Genomic DNA, 18,675 nt, shown 5'->3' on the forward strand with positions numbered 1-18,675 from the left:
CGACGGTATTGGGTCGCCGGTCGCGGCGAAACCCACCGAACGGTGACTCCTGCCACGCCCGGCCCGCCATGAGCCCGTAACCGCAGGACGCCGAGTTGTAACTCGCCGTTCACGGGCCGGTCCCTGATCGATACAGCCCGCACCTACCTTTCGACCTGCTCCGGCACCCGTCCCCAGCTACGGAGGCAGGCCAGATGACCGAAACTCTGTCCGAACGCGACGACACGCGAAAGCCACAACGCACCTACGCCGCGCTCGCCGCCAATGAAAACCGCGAGGACTACTCGCTGCGCTTCGCCGCGCAATCGTTCCGGCGCTGGTCGCCGTTCGTCGTCGCGACGACCGCGCTGGGCGGGATCGCCTACCTCGCCGACTTCGCCATCGGCGCCAGCATCGTGCTGTCCTACGGCTTCACCTCAGGAGTCCTCGCCATCCTGGCCGCCGCGGTGGTGATCTTCGTGACCGGCGTACCGATCGCGCGCGCCTGCGCGACCTACGGCGTGGACATGGACCTGCTCACCCGCGGCGCCGGATTCGGCTACTTCGGGTCCACCCTCACCTCGCTCGTCTATGCCAGTTTCACCGTGATCTTCTTCTCCCTCGAAGGCTCGATCATGGGTCAGGCGTTCCAGCTGGCACTCGGCATTCCGCTGCCGATCGGCTACTTGCTGGCGACGCTGATCGTGCTGCCGTTCGCGCTCTACGGGATGGGCGCGGTCGCGAAGATGCAGACCTGGACGCAGCCGATCTGGATCGCCGGGCTGGTACTGCCGTTCGTCGTCGTGCTTGTGCGGGAACCCGGCCGATTCGCCGATTTCGCGACGTTCGGCGGCATCGAGGGCGCGGGTTCCGGATTCTCCGCGGTCGGTTTCGGGTTCGGGATGGGCATCGCGCTGTCGCTGATCGGGCAGATCGGCGAGCAGGCCGACTACTTGCGCTTCATGCCGGCGAAGACGGCGGAGAACAAGCGCTCCTGGTGGGCCGCGGTGCTCGCCGCCGGGCCAGGCTGGGTGGTGCTCGGCGCGGCCAAGCAGATCGGCGGCGCCCTGCTGGCCTTCCTCGCGCTCGGGGCGGTCGGCAAGACCGCGGCGCTGGAGCCGATCGCGCCCTATCTCGAGGCGGTGCGGCCCGCGCTCGGACCGGCCGCGCTCACCTTCGCCGCGTTGTTCGTGGTGGTTTCGCAGATCAAAATCAACACGACGAACGCGTACTCCGGCTCGCTGTCGTTCGCGAACTTCTTCTCCCGCGTAGTGCACCGCCACCCGGGCCGCGCCTGGTACGTGCTGGTCAACTGCGGGATCGCGCTCGCGCTGATGGAGTTCGGCGCGTTCGGTTTCCTGAACAAGATCCTCGGCTTCTACTCGAACGTCGCGATCGCCTGGATCGGCGCGGTGTGCGCGGACCTCGTGATCGCGAAACCGCTCGGCCTTTCCCCGCGCTACATCGAATTCAAGCGGGCTTACCTGCACAAGATCAACCCGGTCGGCTTCGGCGCCATGGTCATCGCTTCCGCGGTGTCGATCGCGGCGTACTTCGGCGCGTTCGGCGAATACCTGGCGGCCTTCAGCCCGCTGCTGGCGCTGGTGATCGCCGTCGCCCTGGTGCCGGTGCTCGCGGCGGCCACCCGCGGCCGGTACTACCTGGTGCGGCCCAACCTCGTTTCCGGCCCTGAAGCCGACCAGGACCCGACCGCGACGCACAACTGCTCGGTCTGCGGCGACGCCTACGAACTGCCCGACATCGCCGACTGCGCCAACCAGGGCGGCGCGATCTGCTCGCTGTGCTGCACACTCGACAGCAGCTGCCACGACATGTGCCGCACAGCCGGCCCGGTCTCACTGCCCGAGCCGACTTTCCGCACCGCCGGCTAAACCGAATCTCGACGCGGTCACCACGTCCGGACCGACCGCGGTCGTCAGCGTGCCGCCCGCGGCGAGCGGGGTCCGCGACCACCACGGTCCGGACTCCGCTCGCCGCGGCGGACCGCCGAACTCGATCTCTGTCACCAGCACCCGGTGGCCGGCCAGCACCGCGAGGCTCGCGTCCAAGGCCGGGTCGCCGACGGTCTGCGTCTGCCGGAGTGCCGGGACGTCGCCGCAGGTCACATGCACTGTCGACGACAACCGGCCCGGACGCTCGCCCTCCCGGCCGAGGACGAGCACCTCCCGGGTGTGGAACCACGCATCAGCAGCCAGGTCGGCACGCAGCACGGCGACGTGGTCGGCCCGGGCGGTGACGACGGTCGGCTCCGGCAGATACTCGAACGAACCGCCGTCCTCGACGACGATCTCCACAGTGGACAAACTCGGCACCTCGCGCAGACCGGGCAGCGCGAGGGTCGCCGCGACGCCGGACAGCTTCAGCTCCGCACCAGGCCCGACTCGGATCTCTAGCCGCAGCTCATCGCCGCCGAGCGGCGCGGTGGCCGAGTTGACCAGGTGCACCATCGCGCCGGAGCTGCGCTGGCGGCGCGGGACGAGCGTCAGGGGTGCCATCGACTTCAGTTCCCGCAGCACCGTCCGCCCGTCGTCGAGGACAGCGACCAGGCGCGCGTGCGCCTTCACCCCTGCCGGACCGGCACCAGCGAGCGCACCCAGTCCGCCACGGCGGGAGCGTCCGGAGTGTCCACTAGGGACTGGGCGAACACCGGCAGCTCGCCGCGCATGTGGTGGGCGTCCGAGGTCATCACGGTCAGGTCGGCGCCGACCAGCGGGGCGAGGTCGGTTTTGTTGATCACCAGCAAGTCGGCCGTCGTGACGCCGGGCCCGCCTTTGCGCGGCACCTTGTCCCCGCCCGCGACGTCGACCACGAAGATCTGGCTGTCGGCGAGTCCGCGGCTGAACACCGCGGTCAGGTTGTCGCCGCCGCTTTCCACGATGACCAATTCCAGGCCGGGGAACTTCTCCTCCAGCTTTTCCACCGCGTCGAGATTCGCGGTGATGTCGTCGCGGATGGCGGTGTGCGGGCAGGCTCCGGTCTGCACCGCCTCGATCCGTTCCGGGTCGAGAACGCCTGCTCGGCGCAGGAAGTCCGCGTCCTCGGTGGTGTAGATGTCGTTGGTGACCACGGCCAGGTTGTATTCGCCGCCCAGCGCTCGGCACAACGCGGCGGTGAGCGCGGTCTTGCCGCTGCCGACCGGGCCGCCGATGCCGATCCGATACGCCCGCCCGGCGGTCGGGGCCGCGTCGTAGTGGTCCGGTTCGGCGGCAGTCGGGTCGAAGTTGACCGCGTGGAAGTGCCCGTGACCGTGTTCAGCTGGCAAAGAGACGCACCTCTTCCTGGTGATGCCGAGTGTGTTCCTCGGCGAACAAATCCAGCGCCGGCGACGCTGGTGCTGGCAAATCGGCCGGATCGGCACCGGCGGTCTCGGCGGCCTGTCCGCTGACTTCGCGCAACGGCCCGGCAAGCCGCGCGACCACCGCGTTCACGGCGAACGGATCCAGCCCGAGCAGCCGTACGGCCGCGCTCGCCGGGCCGCTCACGGCGAGGTAGGCGACCGCCATGGCCGCGTCGAACGGACTGCCGCCACCGATCCCGACGAGCGCGCCGCTGATGATCGGATGATGCGGGCGCGGGGTTTCGGCCAGCAGCTGCGACAGCACTGACGAAGGCCACGCGGCACGTCCGGCTCGCGCCGTGCCCCGGCCCTGCGCTCGCGACGCTTCCCGTTGCGCGAGCGACGGCGTGCGGGCGTCGAGTTCCTGATCGAGCCGTCGCCAATGGACACTCTCGACGGTTCGGGCGGCAGCATGCGCTGAGGCAGCGGCGAACGCGGCGGCGAGGAGCCCCGCAGTACGCAACCGTCCAAAGAGGAACCCCGGCAAGTCGCGTTCGGACCGGACCAGGCCGCGTGCCGCCACTTCTTCGAGGCCGCCGGAATGCACGTGTCCGCCACCGGGGAACCGGGAGTCCGAGAGGATGAGTGCGACCGGGTCCATCAGAACAGGAAATACCGCTGCGCCATGGGCAATTCAGCCACCGGATGCGGTTCGATCAGCTCGCCGTCCACGCGCACCGCGAAGCTGTCCGGGTCCACTCGCACCGCCGGGGTCGCGTCGTTCAGCACCATGTCCGCTTTCGTCCGGCGGCGGGTATTGGCGACCGGAACCAATGGCCGGGTGAGGCGGAATCGTTCTGACAACCCGGAATCCAACGCTTCCGGAGCCACGAAATGCAAGCTGGACGCGGCCGCCACGGCAGGTGCGGCACCGAACATCGGCCGTGCGAGCACCGGCTGCGGCGTGGGGATCGAAGCGTTCGCGTCCCCCATCGCCGCCCACGCCGGGAAGCCGCCTTTCAGCACGATATGCGGGCGCACGCCGAAGAATTTCGGTTCCCACAGAACAAGATCGGCGAGTTTGCCGACCTCGACTGAACCGATCTCCGCGTCCATCCCGTGTGCGATCGCCGGGTTGATCGTGTACTTCGCGACGTAGCGGCGGGCACGCAGATTGTCGGCTGTACCATCGCCGGGAAGCGCGCCACGGCGGCCTTTCATCACGTGCGCGGTCTGCCAGGTTCGGATGATCACCTCGCCGATCCGGCCCATCGCCTGCGAATCGGAACTCATCATCGAGATCGCACCAAGGTCGTGCAGGACGTCCTCGGCGGCGATCGTGCTCGGCCGGATCCGGCTTTCCGCGAACGCGAGGTCCTCGGGCACCGACGGGTTCAGATGGTGGCACACCATCAGCATGTCGAGGTGCTCGTCGAGAGTGTTGACGGTGTGCGGCCGGGTCGGATTCGTCGACGACGGAAGGAAGTTCGCCATCCCGGACACCTCGATGATGTCCGGCGCGTGCCCGCCGCCGGCCCCCTCGGTGTGATAGGCGTTGATCGACCGGCCGCCGATCGCCTCCACAGTGGACTCCAGGAACCCGGCCTCGTTCAAAGTGTCGGTGTGGATCGCGACCTGCACACCGGATTCGTCCGCGACCGTGAGACAAGCGTCGATCGCGGCCGGCGTCGATCCCCAGTCCTCGTGCAGTTTGAACCCGCCCGCCCCGGCGGCCAACTGCTCCCGCAGCGCCTCGTGCCGGACGGTGTTTCCCTTGCCCAGCAGCAACACATTCACCGGCAGTCCGTCCATTGCGGACAGCATCCGGCCGAGGTTCCAGGCACCGGGAGTCACCGTGGTCGCCTTGGTGCCCTCGTTCGGCCCGGTGCCGCCACCGACCAAAGTGGTCAGTCCGGCCGCGAGCGCGGTGTCCACCAGCTGCGGGCAGACGAAATGCACGTGACAGTCGATGCCGCCCGCGGTGAGGATCTTCCCGTTGCCCGCCAGCACTTCCGTCGACGGCCCGATCACCAGCGCCGGATCGACACCGTCCATGGTGTCCGGATTACCCGCCTTGCCGATGCCGACGATCCGGCCGTCGCGGACGCCGACGTCCGCCTTGACGACACCCCAGTGGTCGAGAATCACCGCACCGGTGATCACCAGATCCGGCGCTCCTTCGGCGCGGGTGGCCATGCCCTGGCCCATCGACTCGCGGATCACCTTGCCGCCGCCGAAAAGCACCTCGTCGCCGCTGCCGCCAGGACCCATCGACCGGTCCTCGGTCACCTCGATCAGCAGGTCGGTGTCCGCGAGCCGGATCCGGTCCCCGGCCGTCGGGCCGAACAACTCGGCATAACGGGCGCGGTCGATCTCCGGCATCAGAACTCCCCGGCGTATTCGGCGCGCAGCCCCGGCACCCGCCGGTTTCCGCTGAGCGGCACGAGGTCGACCTCCCGGTCGATGCCCGGCTCGAACCGCACCGAGGTCCCGGCGGGCACGTCGAGCCGATGCCCGCGAGCCGCTGCGCGATCGAACTCCAGGCCGGGATTGACCGCCGCGAAGTGATAATGCGACCCGACCTGCACCGGCCGGTCACCGAGGTTGCGCACGCGCAGCCGGACCCGGGCACGCCCCGGATTCAGCGGCACCGGCTCGTCGCCGGGAATGATCTCGCCTGGCCGCAAGAATTCCTCCTCAACCGATCGGTTCGTGCACCGTGACGAGCTTCGTGCCGTCCGGGAAAGTCGCTTCCACCTGCACGGATTCCACCATTTCCGGCACCCCGTCGAGTACTTGCGCCCGCGTCAGCACGGTGCGCCCGCCCGCGGCCAATTCACTGACCGTGCGCCCGTCGCGGGCGCCCTCGATGACGTAGTCGGTGATCAGCGCGACGGCTTCGGGGTAATTGAGCCGGACACCGCGTTCGAGCCGTTTGCGAGCAACATCCGCCGCGACATGGACCAGCAGTTTGTCGCGTTCCTGCGGGCTCAGGTGCATGGCCAAGGTCTACCACCGGAGGGCGCGCTCCGCCTGCTTCGGAAACGCAGTGTTTACGTGGCGCGGACCGCGCCCGTTCACCGAACTCGAAAAGAATTCGGACAAGCCGGGAACGCGCCGGCGAGGATTCCGCAATTTCCGCCCGGCCGCGGCTTGCCACTCCCGGCGGACGCCCGGTGCTCGCCCCGCTCACCGAGCGTGACCTCCGCCCGCCTCGGCAAGCCGGGATTCACCTCCCGTCCACCCGGGTACCAGTCTGCGGTCACCTCACTGGACGGGAGAAAGTGGCGTCCCCGGCTCACCTGGACTGAATCGTTCTCGTAATCGTGACCGAAACCACGACTTCTTCCGTTGCCTCAGCCGGGTAAAGGGAGCATGGTTTGTCCCACCGTGCGATGAGGCGCGCCAGGAGCCAGCGTGTATCCCGTCCGCGCGTGCACAACACAGCCGGGGAATGCGCATCGAAAGGGTTCGCGAAGAGTGACTACCTCCACGATCAGCACAACCAACGAAGCAGACGACGGGTTCCGGCCTGGCCTCGAAGGCGTCGTCGCGTTTCGGACCGAAATCGCCGAACCCGACCGGGACGGCGGTGCACTGCGCTACCGCGGCGTCGACATCGAGGACCTCGCCGGAAAGGTGACCTTCGGCGACGTATGGGGCCTCCTGGTCGACGGCCGGTTCGGGCACGGGCTTCCGCCCGCCGAGCCGTTCCCGCTTCCGGTGCACACCGGCGACGTGCGGGTCGACGTCCAGGCCGCGCTCGCCATGCTCGCCCCGATCTGGGGCTACCGCCCGCTGCTCGACATCACCGACGCCGACGCGCGCGACCAGCTCGCCCGCGCTTCGGTGATGGCGCTGTCCTACGTCGCGCAGTCCGCGCGCGGCATCGGCCAGCCCGCGGTGCCGCAGTCGCGGGTCGACGAGGCGAAGTCGATCACCGAGCGGTTCATGATCCGCTGGCGCGGCGAACCGGACCCGGCGCACGTCAAGGCGGTCGACGCGTACTGGGTTTCCGCCGCCGAGCACGGCCTCAACGCCTCCACCTTCACCGCGCGCGTCATCGCCTCCACCGGGGCGGACGTCGCGGCGGCGCTGTCCGGCGCGATCGGCGCGATGTCCGGCCCGCTGCACGGCGGCGCCCCGGCGCGCGTGCTGCCGATGATCGAGGAGGTCGAGCGCTCGGGTGACGCCCGCGCGCTGGTCAAGGGCATCCTCGACCGCAAGGAGCGGCTGATGGGCTTCGGCCACCGCGTGTACCGCGCGGAGGACCCGCGGGCCCGCGTGCTGCGCCGCACCTGCAAGGAACTGGGCGCCGAACGCTACGAGGTGGCCGCCGCGCTGGAGCAGGCCGCGCTGGCCGAGCTGCGCGAACGCCGTCCGGACCACCCGATCGAAACGAACGTCGAGTTCTGGGCCGCGGTGATCCTGGACTTCGCGAAGGTGCCGCCGCACATGATGCCGGCGATGTTCTCCTCCGCGCGCACCGCGGGCTGGGCGGCGCACGTCCTGGAGCAGAAGCAGACCGGCCGCCTGGTCCGTCCGTCGGCGAAGTACGTCGGCCCGGGCCCGCGCACGCCTTCCGAGGTCGAGGGCTGGAACCTCATCTCGCAGGCCTGAGCCGTTTGTCCGTGAAGGACTCCTTGAGGGAATCTGATTCCCTCAAGGAGTCCTTCACGGCGTTTTGGCCAGGTGCGCGTCGGTGGCGGCGAGCATCGCGGTGAGCTGATCGACGAGCCAGCCGTCCAGCGTTTCGCGCGGGACGGTGCCTTCCTGCAGCCACGACAGCAAAGCGCCCTCGACCACGGCGGTCCAGCAGCGCAGTGTGAGCAGCACCAACGGCGACGGTTCGGGGATCGGCAGCGCTTCCAGAATCAGCTCGACGGCCCGGTTGCGGACCTCGTCGATCGCCGCGTCCGTTTCCGACGTGGCGATGACTGAACCGCTGCGCAGCAACGCAACGTAGCCCTCACGGTAATGCGCCGCGACATCGACGAGACCGCGTACGGCCGCGCGCAGCCGTTCCTCCGGCGGGCCTTCCTCAAGCGTGGCGAGCCGGTCGACGAGGCCGTCGGTAACCGTCCGCAATGCCTGCATTTGCAATTCCCGCAGGCTCGGGAAATACCGGTAGAACAACGGCCGCGACACCTCGGCACGGGCCACGATGTCGTCCACCGTGACCAATTCCGGTGCGCGGGTGCCGAACAGGTCCAGCGCCGCCGCGATGAGGTCGTCCCGCCGGGCCTGCGCGGTCATCCGGCGCGGACGGCTCACGGCGTGACGTCCAGTTTCGCCGCCGCCCGCAGCAAACCCGGGGTCAGTCGCGAAAGGACCAGCGCGACCTTCGCTTCCGGAGTGGACGGTTGGATCGCGACGTTCTTCTCCACCGCCCGCAGAATGTCGCGCGCCACTCGTTCCGGACCAAAATTGCGCCGGGCGTAGAGCTTCGACGATTCCTTCTGCCGCCGCTTCTCCTCGACCTCGTCCACACCGACGAACTTGGTGGTGCTGGTGATGTTGGTATTCACCAGTCCCGGACACACCGCTGTGACACCGATTCCCTCGGCCGCCAGCTCCGCACGCAGGCCATTGCTCAGCGCCAGAACAGCCGCCTTCGTGGTGCCGTAAGCGGTGAGAATCTTTGAGGGCAGATAGGCCGCCGCCGATGCGAGGTTCACGATTTGCCCGCCCTCGGCGCGTTCCTTCATCATCGGCGCGAACGCGCGGCACCCATGAATCACGCCCCACAGGTTGACGTCGACGACCTTCTCCCAGTCCTCGATCGTCGTGTCGAGGAACGGGCCGGACATGCCGATCCCGGCGTTGTTCACCACGATGTCCGGCACGCCGAATTCATCGCGAACCTGCTCGGCGAACCGGGCGACCGCCTCGCCGTCCGAAGAGTCCACTGTGTACTCACCGGCGTCGACTCCGCGCTCCCGCACCAGTTTCGCGGTTTCCGCGGCCGAATCGCCGTTGATGTCGCTGACGACCACGTCAGCACCCTCGGCCGCGAACGCCAGCGCGGTCTCCCGGCCGATCCCGCTGCCCGCACCAGTAATGACCACGAGGCGGTGCGCGAAGCGACCGCTGGAACCGCCGACCCGAGAGCGACGCAGTGCACGGGTTTCCTCGCCGGTTTCCACCGAAGCGATCAGTTCAGCGGCCGCGGAAGCAACCACCGCGGGCTTAGTCCGGGTGATCCAGTGCGACCCGATCACGCGCCGGACATGCAGATCCGGCACCCAGCGTTCGACCTCGGTCTGCAGCGGCGCGGTGACATACGAATCGCCGGTCGGCGCGAGCACCTGCACCGGGATTTCCGCCGGACGCGGCTGCGGCCGAGACAGCCGCGGCCCCATGTTCGCCCGGTACAGCTTCAGGCCGTGCACCCCGTCGGCCGTCTTCGGCGACGCCTCGGCGGGCTCCAGCTTCCGGATCATCGTGCGCATGATTCCGGTGCGCCACAACAGTTCCGGGATCAACGGAACCTGGAACGCGACGATGTAATACGAGTGCAGGAACTGCCGCAACGCGTGCCCGAGGCGACGCGGCGTCGGCCGGGTCAGCTGGTCGCGGAACCACGCGCCCGCGTGATCGAGACTGGGCCCGGAAAGCGAGGTGTACGAAGCGATCCGGCCGCGCAGCCGGTCGCCGGTGACCGCGTGCCAGGCCTGGATCGAACCCCAGTCGTGCGCGACGAGGTGGACCTTGCCGGCCGGCTGCACCTCGTCGACCACCGCGGCGAGGTCGTCGGCGAGCTGATCGAGCCGGTACGCCCGGCGCGCTCGCGGTTTGTCGGATTCGCCCGCGCCGCGCACGTCGTAGACGACCACGCGATGCTCGCGGCGCAGCTCCTCGGCGACGCCGTCCCACATCGAGCTGTTGTCCGGGTACCCGTGCACGAGCACGACTGTGGGCCCGTCCGGGTTGCCGCTCACCCGGACCGAAAGGCGGACTCCGTCGCTGGCAGTCACCTGCTTGTGAGACATCTTGTCATGTTAGACAACTTGTCAACAGCGAGTCGCGTGGTTCCACGGGAAACCAGCGTGTCCACCGTTCGGTGGACAGCCGGATTCCACTGCCCGGACGTCCCGCTCACCGGCCTTCGCGGCGCACTCTTGACGACATGAGCACAGCAGTGCGAGTGCGCGGACTGCGCAAGGAGTACCCGGGCCACCTCGCCGTGGCCGGGATCGATCTCGACATCCACGACGGCGAGGTGTTCGCCCTGCTCGGGCCCAACGGCGCGGGCAAAACGACCACCGTCGAGATCCTGGAGGGGCACCGGCGGCGAACGGCGGGGGAAGCCGCTGTCCTCGGCGAGGACCCGGGTACCGCGGGACGCGCGTGGCGCGCCCGCCTCGGCATCGTGTTGCAGACGGCCACCGACGCGGCGGAACTGACCGTCGCGGAGACCGTGCGGCACTTCGCGAAGTACTACCCGAACCCGCGGGATCCGGAAGAGGTGATCGACCAGGTCGGCCTCACCGCGAAGGCGGGCGCGCGGGTGAAGTCGCTGTCCGGCGGGCAACGCCGCCGCGTGGACGTCGCGCTCGGCATCGTCGGCCGTCCGGAACTGCTGTTCCTCGACGAGCCCACCACCGGATTCGACCCCGAGGCGCGGCGGCAGTTCTGGGCGCTGATCGACGGGCTCGCCCACGAGGGCACCACGATCCTGCTGACCACGCATTACTTGGACGAGGTCGAAGCGCTGGCCGACCGGCTCGCGGTGCTTGCCCGAGGTTCGGTCGTCGCGGAGGGGACGCCGGCGACGCTCGGCGGCCGCGAACGCGCCGAGGCCGTCGTGCGGTGGCAGGACGATCGCGGCAGTCACGAGGAACGCACGCAGTTCCCGACGAAGCTCGTCTCGCAACTCGCCGGCGCGCAAGGGGAACTCGCCGGCCTCACCGTGACGCGCCCCAGCCTGGAAGACGTCTATCTCGACCTGATCGGGGAAAAACCGTGACCACGACCATGGCCGTACCGGGCACGTTCAGCCTCGGCCTCGCCCGCGGCGCGCTCGAATTGCGGCAGTTCTTCCGCAACCGCGAGCAGGTGGTGTTCACCTTCTCGCTGCCCGCGGTGCTGATGATCCTGCTCGGCTCCATCCTCGACGGCCCGACCGCGCAGACCGGGGTGTCGTCCGGGCAGCTGCTCGCCGCCGGGATGATCGGCGCGGGCATCGTGTCGACGTCGTTCAACAGCGTCGGCATCGGCATCGCGGCGGACCGGGAAATCGGTGCGCTGAAACGATTGCGCGGCACGCCGATGCCGGCGGCGGCGTACTTCGTCGGCAAGATGGTGATGGTCGCGGTGACCAGCGTGGCGCAGACCGTGCTGATGGGCGCGGTCGCGATGCTGATGTTCCGGCTCGAACTGCCGTCCGACCCGGCGAAGTGGCTGACCCTGGTCTGGGTGCTGCTGCTCGGGATCGTCTCCTCGACGCTGCTGGGCATCGCGATCAGCTCGGTCGCCCGGTCCGCGACCGGAACCGTGGCGCTGGTGCAGCTGGTGTACTTGGTGCTGCAGTTCATCTCCGGGGTGTTCGTCACGCCGATCACGCACCTGCCGAGGATCATGGTCGACGTCGCGTCGTTCTTCCCGCTGAAATGGATCTGCCAGGGCTTCCGCTCGGTGTTCCTGCCGCCGGAGGCCGCGACCCAGGAGATGGCGGGGACATGGGAGCTTCCGAAGGTGGCGCTGGTGCTGGCGGTGTGGTGCGTGGTGGGCCTGGTGCTCGCGAGGGTGACGTTCCGGTGGACGAACGAAGCGAAGTGACCCAGGCCGACGCGTGGGAGCGCTCGTACTGGTCCTGGGAAGTGATGTTCGCGGTCGCCTACGTGGCGACCGCGGTCCTGGTGCTCATCAACGACGGTTCGGCAACCGCGAAGATCGTGGCCGAAGCCGCGCTGGGCGCGATCGCCGCCGGGTATCTGGCCGCGGGACGGCGCGTCGTGCACGGCGAGGACAACGAGACCACCCGGGTCGTCGCGGCGGTGGCGCTGATCGCGTTGAGCGCCACCGCCATTCTCGCGACCACCGCGGCGAGCTTCGTGTTGTTCCTCGCCTGCCCGCTGGTGTTCATGCTGCTGGAGCTGCGCCCCGGGATCGTCGCGACGACGTTGCTGATCCTGCTCGAACCCGTCTCCGCGGTGGTGAACGGCGGCTGGGACAACCAGTTGCTGTCGGTCCTGCTGCCGATGACCGCGATTCTCATCGTCTTCAGCGTGCTGGCCGGGAAGTTCACCAGCGACGTCCTGCAGCAGAGCCGCGCCCGCGCCGAGCTGATCCGCGAACTTGAATCGAGCCAGGCCGAGGTCGCCCGGCTGTCTCGGGAAGCGGGCACGGCCGCCGAACGCGAGCGGCTGGCGCGGGAAATCCACGACACCCTCGCCCAGGGGTTCACCAGCATCATCACGCTGACCCAGGCGATCGAGTCCGAACTGGACACTGATCTGTCCACAGTGCGCAGACATCTCGCCCTCGCGGGCCGTACCGCGCGGGAGAATCTCGCCGAGGCGCGCGCGATGGTCGCCGCGCTCGCACCGTCCGATTTGGCCACTGGATCGCTGCCGGAAGCCGTGCAGCGTCAGGCAGATCGGCTCGCCGAGGAACTAGGCATCCCGGTTGAGTGCGAAGTGGACGAAGCGCTGCCACCACTGTCCACTGCGGTCGAAGTGGTGCTGCTGCGCGCGGCGCAAGAGGCGCTGTCGAACGTACGCAAGCATTCGGGTGCGACGCTCGTCCGCGTACAGCTGTCCGCTGTGGACGGAGCGATACGGTTGCGGGTAGCCGACAACGGGTGCGGCTTCACCCCGGACGCCGACGGAACAGGATTCGGGCTGCGCGGCATGCGTTCGCGGGCCGAGCAGGTGGGCGGCGCCCTGGAAGTGCGGACCGGCGCGAACGGCGGCACCGAACTGGAACTGGAGGTGCCCGCGTGATCACGATCATGCTCGTCGACGACCATCCCGTGGTGCGCGAAGGACTGCGCGGCATGCTCGAAGCCGAGGACGACCTCACGGTGGTCGGCGAAGCCGGTTCCGGCGACGAAGCGGTGGCGCTGGACCGCGTGAAACAGCCCGACGTCATCCTGATGGACCTGCGCATGCCGGGCCTCGACGGCGTCGGCGCGATCCACGCGATCCTCAAGGAGACGCCCGCGCGCCGGATCGTCGTGCTCACCACGTACGAAACCGATGCGGACATCCTGCGCGCGGTCGAGGCGGGCGCGTCGGGATATCTGCTGAAAGACGCGTCGCGCACCGAATTGGCCGGCGCGATCCGGGCCGCGCATCGCGGCGAGACCGTGCTGGCGCCGTCGGTCGCGGGCAAGCTCGTGCACCGGATGCGGAACCCGACGCCGGCCTCGCCGCTGTCCGCGCGCGAGGTGGAAGTGCTGCGGCTGGTCGCGAAGGGCCGCACCAACGCCGAAATCGGCCGCGAGCTGCACATCGGCGAGGCGACGGTGAAAACGCACCTGCTGCGGGTGTTCTCGAAGCTCGGCGTTTCCGACCGCACGGCGGCGGTGACGACGGCCCTGGACCGGCAACTGCTCGGCTGAGCCGCCCGGGCAGAATGACGCCCATGCTCGACTCCACCGAACTCGCCCTGTACCGACGGCTCGCGCAGGAGCAGTCCGTCAGCCGCGCCCCGTCCCTGCTCGCCGCTGTCGTGCGGGGCGGCGAGGTCGTCTGGTCCGGAGCCCGCGGCCGCGTCGGCGACCAGCGCCCGGACGACGACACGCAGTACCGGCTGGGGTCGATCACCAAAACGATGATCGCGACCGCGGTCATGCGGCTGCGCGACGAGGGCAAACTCGACCTCACCGACCCGCTGGAACGGCACCTGCCGGGCACCGCGTTCGGCTCGGTCACCGTCGCGCAGCTGCTGTCGCACACGTCCGGCCTGACGTCGGAATCGCCCGGCCAGTGGTGGGAACGCGCGCCCGGCGCGGACTGGGCGGCGCTCGTCGCGAGCCTGGAAAAGGGTGCGACGAAGCTGCGTCCCGGCTCCAAATTCCACTACTCGAACGTCGGCTACGGCGTGCTCGGCGAGCTGGTCGCCCGGCACCGCGAGCGTCCTTGGTACGACGTCGTGCGCGACGAAATCCTGACCCCGCTGGGCATGAACCGCACGACCCCGTACCCGGAAGGCGCGCACGCCGAGGGATTCGCCGTGCACCCGTTCGCCGACGTGCTGCTGCCGGAGAAGTGGCCGGACGCCGGCGCGATGGCCCCGGCCGGCCAGCTCTGGTCCACGATCACCGACCTCGGCCGCTGGACGTCGTTCCTCGGCGGCCACACCGGCGACGTGCTGTCCGCCGACACGGTCGACGAAATGCGGACGATGAACACCGTCGACGACACCGAGGTGTGGTCGACCGGATTCGGCCTCGGCCTGATGGTCGTGCGCTACCAGGGCAGGCACCTGGCCGGGCACACCGGCTCGATGCCCGGCTTCCTCGCCGCGACCCTGGTCGACCCGCGCAGCGGCACCGGCGCGCTGTGCCTGGCGAACTCCACCGGCGGCGTCGGCATCACGCAGCTCTGCCTGGACCTGCTCACCACCACCGACGACCTCGAACCCACGCTGCCCGACGAGTGGCTCCCGTCCACTGTGGACCCGGAACTGCTCGCGCTGACCGGCCTGTGGCACTGGGGCCCGTCGCCGTACTTCCTGCGCGTGCAAGGCGACGGCCTGATCTCGCTGAACCCGGCCGTCGGAGCCGGACGGGCTTCGCGCTTCCGCCCCGAAGGCCCGGACACCTGGATCGGCCTGGACGGCTACTACGCAGGCGAAACCCTCACCGTCGGCCGCACCGCGGACGGGACGGCGAACCACCTCAACCTCGCGACGTTCATCTTCAGCCGCACACCGTACGACCCAGCCGCGCCTATCCCCGGCGGGCTGGACGAGACCGGGTGGCGCTGAGTCAGCCCGCTTCGACCTCGACGCCGGGTTCTTCGGCGTCGAGGTCAGCAGGCCGTCCCGTCGGCGACAGCCACGCCTCCGCGTAGAAGTCCTGGCCGGGCAGGCCGACGAGAACCCCGCCCAGCCGCGGCGGGCCGAACACCCACAGCCGCCGGTGCTCGATGCCAGCCGCGCAGCCCCACCAGCTCGCACTTCCGAGGCCTGGACCGCGCCCGGCTTCCTCTGTCCGAGGCCTAACCGGGCCGAAGCCCACCCCCGCCCTCCTCTGGGGGGCTGCCCATGCCCATTCTACCGGCGCGACCCGACGAAACCGGTGCTCAGAGCGTGCGGAGGCCGACTACTCCACAACCGCGGGCGGGTGTGGACAACCCGCTCCGGCACGCAAGAACGAAGCCCCGCCCAGGCCTCTGGACAGCGGCTTCGCCGTCTCCCACGCGTGAGGGCCGCACGGTTTCAGCACGATGCGCCGAGAAAGCCGCCGAAGCCACCGAAAACCGCCGTCCAGAGCGGCAGGCACCGTCTCCGGAGTGTCCCAGTTCCAGCAACGGCCCCCGACGTCACACCCCGCCAATCTCCACCGCGACCCGGCCTCGCGCATCCGGCTCGTCCAGTCGCAGCCGTCCGGTTCGCCGGAGTTCGAGTGCCTGCTCCGGCGGGCAGTCGAGCAGCGTGAGGAAGCCGCGCGGGCGAACCGTGACTCGCAGCAGATGCGGGATTTCCTGGCCGTGGTCCCACTGAGTGGTATCTCCGTCGAGCGTCGCGCGGACCTCGCGCATTGGTCCCTTCGGCCGCACGCGGGCCAGGCGACGCCACGGCCGCCACCACCACAGCGAGCCGACGACGAAAGCGGCGACGACCATGACCACGAAAACCGCCGAGCCGACCTCGTCCGGGTCCGGTGGTTCCTTGATCACGCCCGCCGCAACCAGCCCAGCGCATCCGGCCGAAAGCCCGAACACCGCTGGCGGGGCCAGCCGTCGCGGGAACGACCACCGCGGCCATCGCGGCACGAAAACCAGCAGCAGCGTCACCGCGAGCCCGACCGGAAGGCCGATCAGCGCAGTCGAATCCCACGGGTGCACCAACGCCGTCAAGGCGAAGAGCGCAACCCACCCCCAGCGCGGCCGGTAACCGTGCGTTTCCGTCACGATTCCACATGTCGGACACCCGCCAACCGCCGTTACCTGCGTTGTCCCGACCTGAGAGACTACGCACATGACCGACGCTGAGTTGACGATCCCAGCAGACCTCAAGCCGGCCGACGGCCGCTTCGGCTGCGGACCCTCGAAGGTCCGCGAAGAGCAGCTCGCCGCCCTCGCCCGGTCCGGTTCCACCTACCTCGGCACCTCGCACCGGCAGAAGCCGGTCAAGTCGCTCGTCGGCCGCGTGCGCGCCGGGCTGTCCGAGCTGTTCTCGCTCCCGGACGGGTACGAGGTCATCCTCGGCAACGGCGGGACGACCGCGTTCTGGGACGCCGCCGCGTTCGGCCTCGTGCGCGAGCGCGCCCAGCACTTCACCTACGGCGAGTTCTCGTCGAAGTTCGCGACCGTCACGAACAAGGCCCCGTTCCTCGGCGAGTCGATCGTGGTCAAGGCCGACCCGGGCAGCGCGCCGGAGATCGCCTACCAGCAGGGCGCGGACCTCGTCGGCTGGGCGCACAACGAAACCTCCACCGGTGTCGCGGTGCCGGTGCAGCGTCCCGAGGGCAGCGACGGCGCGCTGGTCGCGATCGACGCGACGTCCGGCGCCGGCGGCCTTCCGGTCAAGGCCGAGGACTTCGACGTCTACTACTTCGCGCCGCAGAAGTCGTTCGCGTCCGACGGCGGGCTGTGGATCGCGCTCGCCTCGCCCGCCGCGATCGAGCGGATCGGCGAGATCGGCGGCGGCGACCGCTGGATCCCCGAATTCCTGTCGCTCACCACGGCGCTCGACAACTCGCGCAAGGACCAGACCTACAACACCCCCGCCGTCTCCACGCTTTTCCTGCTCGCCGAGCAGATCGAGTGGATGAACGGCCAGGGCGGCCTCGACTGGACCACCTCGCGCACCAAGGAATCCTCGACCCGGCTGTACGAATGGGCCGAGAAAACCTCGTACACCACGCCGTTCGTGGCGAACCCGGACCTGCGCTCGCAGGTCGTCGGCACGGTCGACTTCGCCGACGAGGTGGACGCCGCCGCGGTCGCGAAGGCGTTGCGCGCCAACGGAATCGTCGACACCGAGCCGTACCGGAAGCTGGGCCGCAACCAGCTGCGCGTCGGCCTGTTCCCGGCGATCGACCCGGACGATGTCACGAAGCTCACCCAGAGCATCGAATACGTCGTGGAACGCCTGGGCTGAACGAAAAACGCCCAAACCGCCCCGCCTGCCGCCCGGCTCGCGGGGCGGTTCGCGTTGACGACCACTCGTTCGTGACACACCGTGGTCGGCGTGTCACGGCTGTGCCGGATAACGGCGGCCGCGAAAATGGCCGGGAAAGTGTCGTCGGATTGAGTTCGGATGGGTGAGGCGTCGGCGCGCCTCGCACGTCAAGCCGACGCGCCGTTCTAACGTGGGCACCCACAAAGGTGAACACCGGGGAGGCGAGAAATGCGGGCGTTGCGGGTGGTCGGGCTGCACGAGGACGGGAAGTCCCTCGTGCTGGAGGACCCGGCGAGCCGTACCCGCTTCCTGCTCCCGGCCGACGAGAGACTGCGTGCGGCGGCGAGGGGGGACATAGCCCGGCTGGGCCAGATCGAGATCGAGTTGGAGAGCCAGATGCGGCCACGCGAGATCCAGGCGCGAATCCGCGCGGGCGAGTCCGTCGAGCAGGTCGCGAGCAGCGCGGGCGTCTCGACGCAGCGGGTGGAGCGATTCGCTTACCCGGTGCTGCTCGAACGGTCCCGCACGGCGGAGCTCGCGCAGTCGGCGCACCCGGTCCGCGAGGACGGGCCCGACGTCCAGACGCTCGGCGAGGTCATCGCCTACGCCTTCGGCGTCCGCGGCCACGACTACAACCAGGCCTCGTGGGACGCCTGGCGCGGCGACGACGGCAAGTGGGTCGTCGTGCTGCGCTGGAAAGCGGGCCGCTCCGACAACCGCGCGCACTGGTCGTTCTCGCCCGGCGCACACGGCGGAACGGTGCACGCGCTCGACGAGAACGCCGAAGTCCTGCTGAACCCGAACTCGTATGTCGCCCCGCGCACCGTGCGCGCGCTGGCCCCGGCCCGTGATTCGGTGGTGCAGCCGACGCTCGACGCCGTCGAGGAGCCGCGCGCCATCGAGGGTCCGGACGAGGGCGACGACGAGACCCGCGAGATCCCGCGCGTCCCGGGCGAGTCCGACGGCGACGAAGCCGAGCAGCCGCGCACGAAGGCGAAGAAGAACCATCCGATCGTGCCGTCCTGGGAGGACGTGCTGCTCGGAGTCCGCACCCAGCGCGGCTGACCGCCTGGACCGCTTCTAGCGCCCCAATGTGGCAT

At 69.5% G+C, this 18,675-nt stretch carries 19 protein-coding genes; 9 read left to right on the plus strand and 10 right to left on the minus strand.

Features of this window, described 5'->3' with window-relative positions; all coding sequences use genetic code 11:
* Positions 1-194 precede the first annotated feature (194 nt).
* A complete protein-coding gene (locus ACFXI3_RS22620; RefSeq protein WP_378401897.1) occupies positions 195-1,871 on the plus strand; it encodes a purine-cytosine permease family protein in 1,677 nt (558 codons plus the stop codon).
* On the opposite strand, the gene ACFXI3_RS22625 is transcribed toward ACFXI3_RS22620, so the two are convergent.
* From ACFXI3_RS22625 to ACFXI3_RS22650, 6 genes are read right to left on the minus strand one after another with little or no spacing between them, the layout of a single operon-like run.
* A complete protein-coding gene (locus ACFXI3_RS22625) occupies positions 1,836-2,564 on the minus strand; it encodes an urease accessory protein UreD (protein WP_378401899.1) in 729 nt (242 codons plus the stop codon). The genes ACFXI3_RS22620 and ACFXI3_RS22625 overlap by 36 nt on opposite strands.
* Positions 2,561-3,262 (minus strand): urease accessory protein UreG, encoded by a 702-nt coding sequence (gene ureG, locus ACFXI3_RS22630; RefSeq protein WP_344288358.1) that lies wholly within the window; start codon positions 3,260-3,262, stop codon positions 2,561-2,563. Before ureG ends, ACFXI3_RS22625 begins: the two co-directional genes overlap by 4 nt.
* The gene (locus tag ACFXI3_RS22635; protein WP_344288359.1) at positions 3,252-3,938 is read right to left on the minus strand and encodes an urease accessory UreF family protein; all 687 of its coding nucleotides are present in this window, start codon (positions 3,936-3,938) and stop codon (positions 3,252-3,254) included. The genes ureG and ACFXI3_RS22635 overlap by 11 nt, the downstream gene beginning before the upstream one ends.
* Positions 3,938-5,659 carry an urease subunit alpha gene (locus ACFXI3_RS22640; RefSeq protein ID WP_378401901.1) on the minus strand — a complete coding sequence of 574 codons (1,722 nt, stop codon included), beginning with the start codon at positions 5,657-5,659 and terminating at the stop codon, positions 3,938-3,940. Before ACFXI3_RS22640 ends, ACFXI3_RS22635 begins: the two co-directional genes overlap by 1 nt.
* On the minus strand, positions 5,659-5,964 hold the full coding sequence (locus ACFXI3_RS22645; RefSeq protein ID WP_344288361.1) for an urease subunit beta: 306 nt from the start codon (positions 5,962-5,964) through the stop codon (positions 5,659-5,661). Before ACFXI3_RS22645 ends, ACFXI3_RS22640 begins: the two co-directional genes overlap by 1 nt.
* A 10-nt stretch (positions 5,965-5,974) precedes the next feature.
* On the minus strand, positions 5,975-6,277 hold the full coding sequence (locus tag ACFXI3_RS22650; RefSeq protein ID WP_378401902.1) for an urease subunit gamma: 303 nt from the start codon (positions 6,275-6,277) through the stop codon (positions 5,975-5,977).
* Positions 6,278-6,757: 480 nt separating this feature from the next.
* Between ACFXI3_RS22650 and ACFXI3_RS22655 the strand changes: the two genes are divergently transcribed.
* Positions 6,758-7,897 carry a citrate synthase 2 gene (locus ACFXI3_RS22655; RefSeq protein WP_344288363.1) on the plus strand — a complete coding sequence of 380 codons (1,140 nt, stop codon included), beginning with the start codon at positions 6,758-6,760 and terminating at the stop codon, positions 7,895-7,897.
* A gap of 54 nt (positions 7,898-7,951) precedes the next feature.
* Here ACFXI3_RS22655 and ACFXI3_RS22660 read toward each other — a convergent pair whose 3' ends face one another.
* Positions 7,952-8,533 (minus strand): TetR/AcrR family transcriptional regulator, encoded by a 582-nt coding sequence (locus tag ACFXI3_RS22660; protein WP_116203364.1) that lies wholly within the window; start codon positions 8,531-8,533, stop codon positions 7,952-7,954.
* Positions 8,534-8,547: 14 nt separating this feature from the next.
* Positions 8,548-10,254 (minus strand): SDR family oxidoreductase, encoded by a 1,707-nt coding sequence (locus ACFXI3_RS22665; protein ID WP_378401938.1) that lies wholly within the window; start codon positions 10,252-10,254, stop codon positions 8,548-8,550.
* 152 nt (positions 10,255-10,406) lie between these two features.
* Here ACFXI3_RS22665 and ACFXI3_RS22670 point away from each other — a divergent pair, with 152 nt between their 5' ends.
* Genes ACFXI3_RS22670 through ACFXI3_RS22690 form a run of 5 tightly spaced genes read left to right on the plus strand, consistent with a single transcriptional unit; the run spans position 10,407 to position 15,214 of the window.
* Positions 10,407-11,246, plus strand: a complete 840-nt coding sequence (locus tag ACFXI3_RS22670; protein ID WP_344288364.1) for an ABC transporter ATP-binding protein — start codon at positions 10,407-10,409, stop codon at positions 11,244-11,246.
* Positions 11,243-12,058: an ABC transporter permease gene (locus ACFXI3_RS22675; RefSeq protein WP_344288365.1), complete on the plus strand. Its 816-nt coding sequence runs from the start codon at positions 11,243-11,245 to the stop codon at positions 12,056-12,058. Before ACFXI3_RS22670 ends, ACFXI3_RS22675 begins: the two co-directional genes overlap by 4 nt.
* 44 nt (positions 12,059-12,102) lie before the next feature.
* Positions 12,103-13,224, plus strand: coding sequence for a sensor histidine kinase (locus ACFXI3_RS22680; RefSeq protein ID WP_378401940.1), 1,122 nt, complete (start codon positions 12,103-12,105; stop codon positions 13,222-13,224).
* The gene (locus tag ACFXI3_RS22685; protein ID WP_344288366.1) at positions 13,221-13,844 is read left to right on the plus strand and encodes a response regulator transcription factor; all 624 of its coding nucleotides are present in this window, start codon (positions 13,221-13,223) and stop codon (positions 13,842-13,844) included. Before ACFXI3_RS22680 ends, ACFXI3_RS22685 begins: the two co-directional genes overlap by 4 nt.
* Positions 13,845-13,867: 23 nt before the next feature.
* Positions 13,868-15,214 carry a serine hydrolase domain-containing protein gene (locus ACFXI3_RS22690; RefSeq protein ID WP_378401905.1) on the plus strand — a complete coding sequence of 449 codons (1,347 nt, stop codon included), beginning with the start codon at positions 13,868-13,870 and terminating at the stop codon, positions 15,212-15,214.
* A 1-nt stretch (position 15,215) separates the two neighbouring features.
* Here the strand turns inward: ACFXI3_RS22690 and ACFXI3_RS22695 are convergent, their stop codons facing one another.
* A complete protein-coding gene (locus tag ACFXI3_RS22695; RefSeq protein ID WP_378401907.1) occupies positions 15,216-15,467 on the minus strand; it encodes a hypothetical protein in 252 nt (83 codons plus the stop codon).
* 304 nt (positions 15,468-15,771) lie between these two features.
* Positions 15,772-16,362 carry a hypothetical protein gene (locus tag ACFXI3_RS22700; RefSeq protein WP_378401909.1) on the minus strand — a complete coding sequence of 197 codons (591 nt, stop codon included), beginning with the start codon at positions 16,360-16,362 and terminating at the stop codon, positions 15,772-15,774.
* Positions 16,363-16,429: 67 nt separating this feature from the next.
* Here ACFXI3_RS22700 and serC point away from each other — a divergent pair, with 67 nt between their 5' ends.
* Together serC and sepH are read left to right on the plus strand one after the other, a co-directional pair.
* The gene (gene serC / locus ACFXI3_RS22705; RefSeq protein ID WP_378401911.1) at positions 16,430-17,554 is read left to right on the plus strand and encodes a phosphoserine transaminase; all 1,125 of its coding nucleotides are present in this window, start codon (positions 16,430-16,432) and stop codon (positions 17,552-17,554) included.
* Positions 17,555-17,803: 249 nt separating this feature from the next.
* Positions 17,804-18,640, plus strand: a complete 837-nt coding sequence (gene sepH, locus ACFXI3_RS22710; RefSeq protein WP_344288370.1) for a septation protein SepH — start codon at positions 17,804-17,806, stop codon at positions 18,638-18,640.
* Positions 18,641-18,675 lie beyond the last annotated feature (35 nt).

Origin of the sequence: Amycolatopsis sp. NPDC059235, assembly GCF_042754125.1 — a bacterium.
Lineage (GTDB): Bacteria > Actinomycetota > Actinomycetes > Mycobacteriales > Pseudonocardiaceae > Amycolatopsis > Amycolatopsis albidoflava.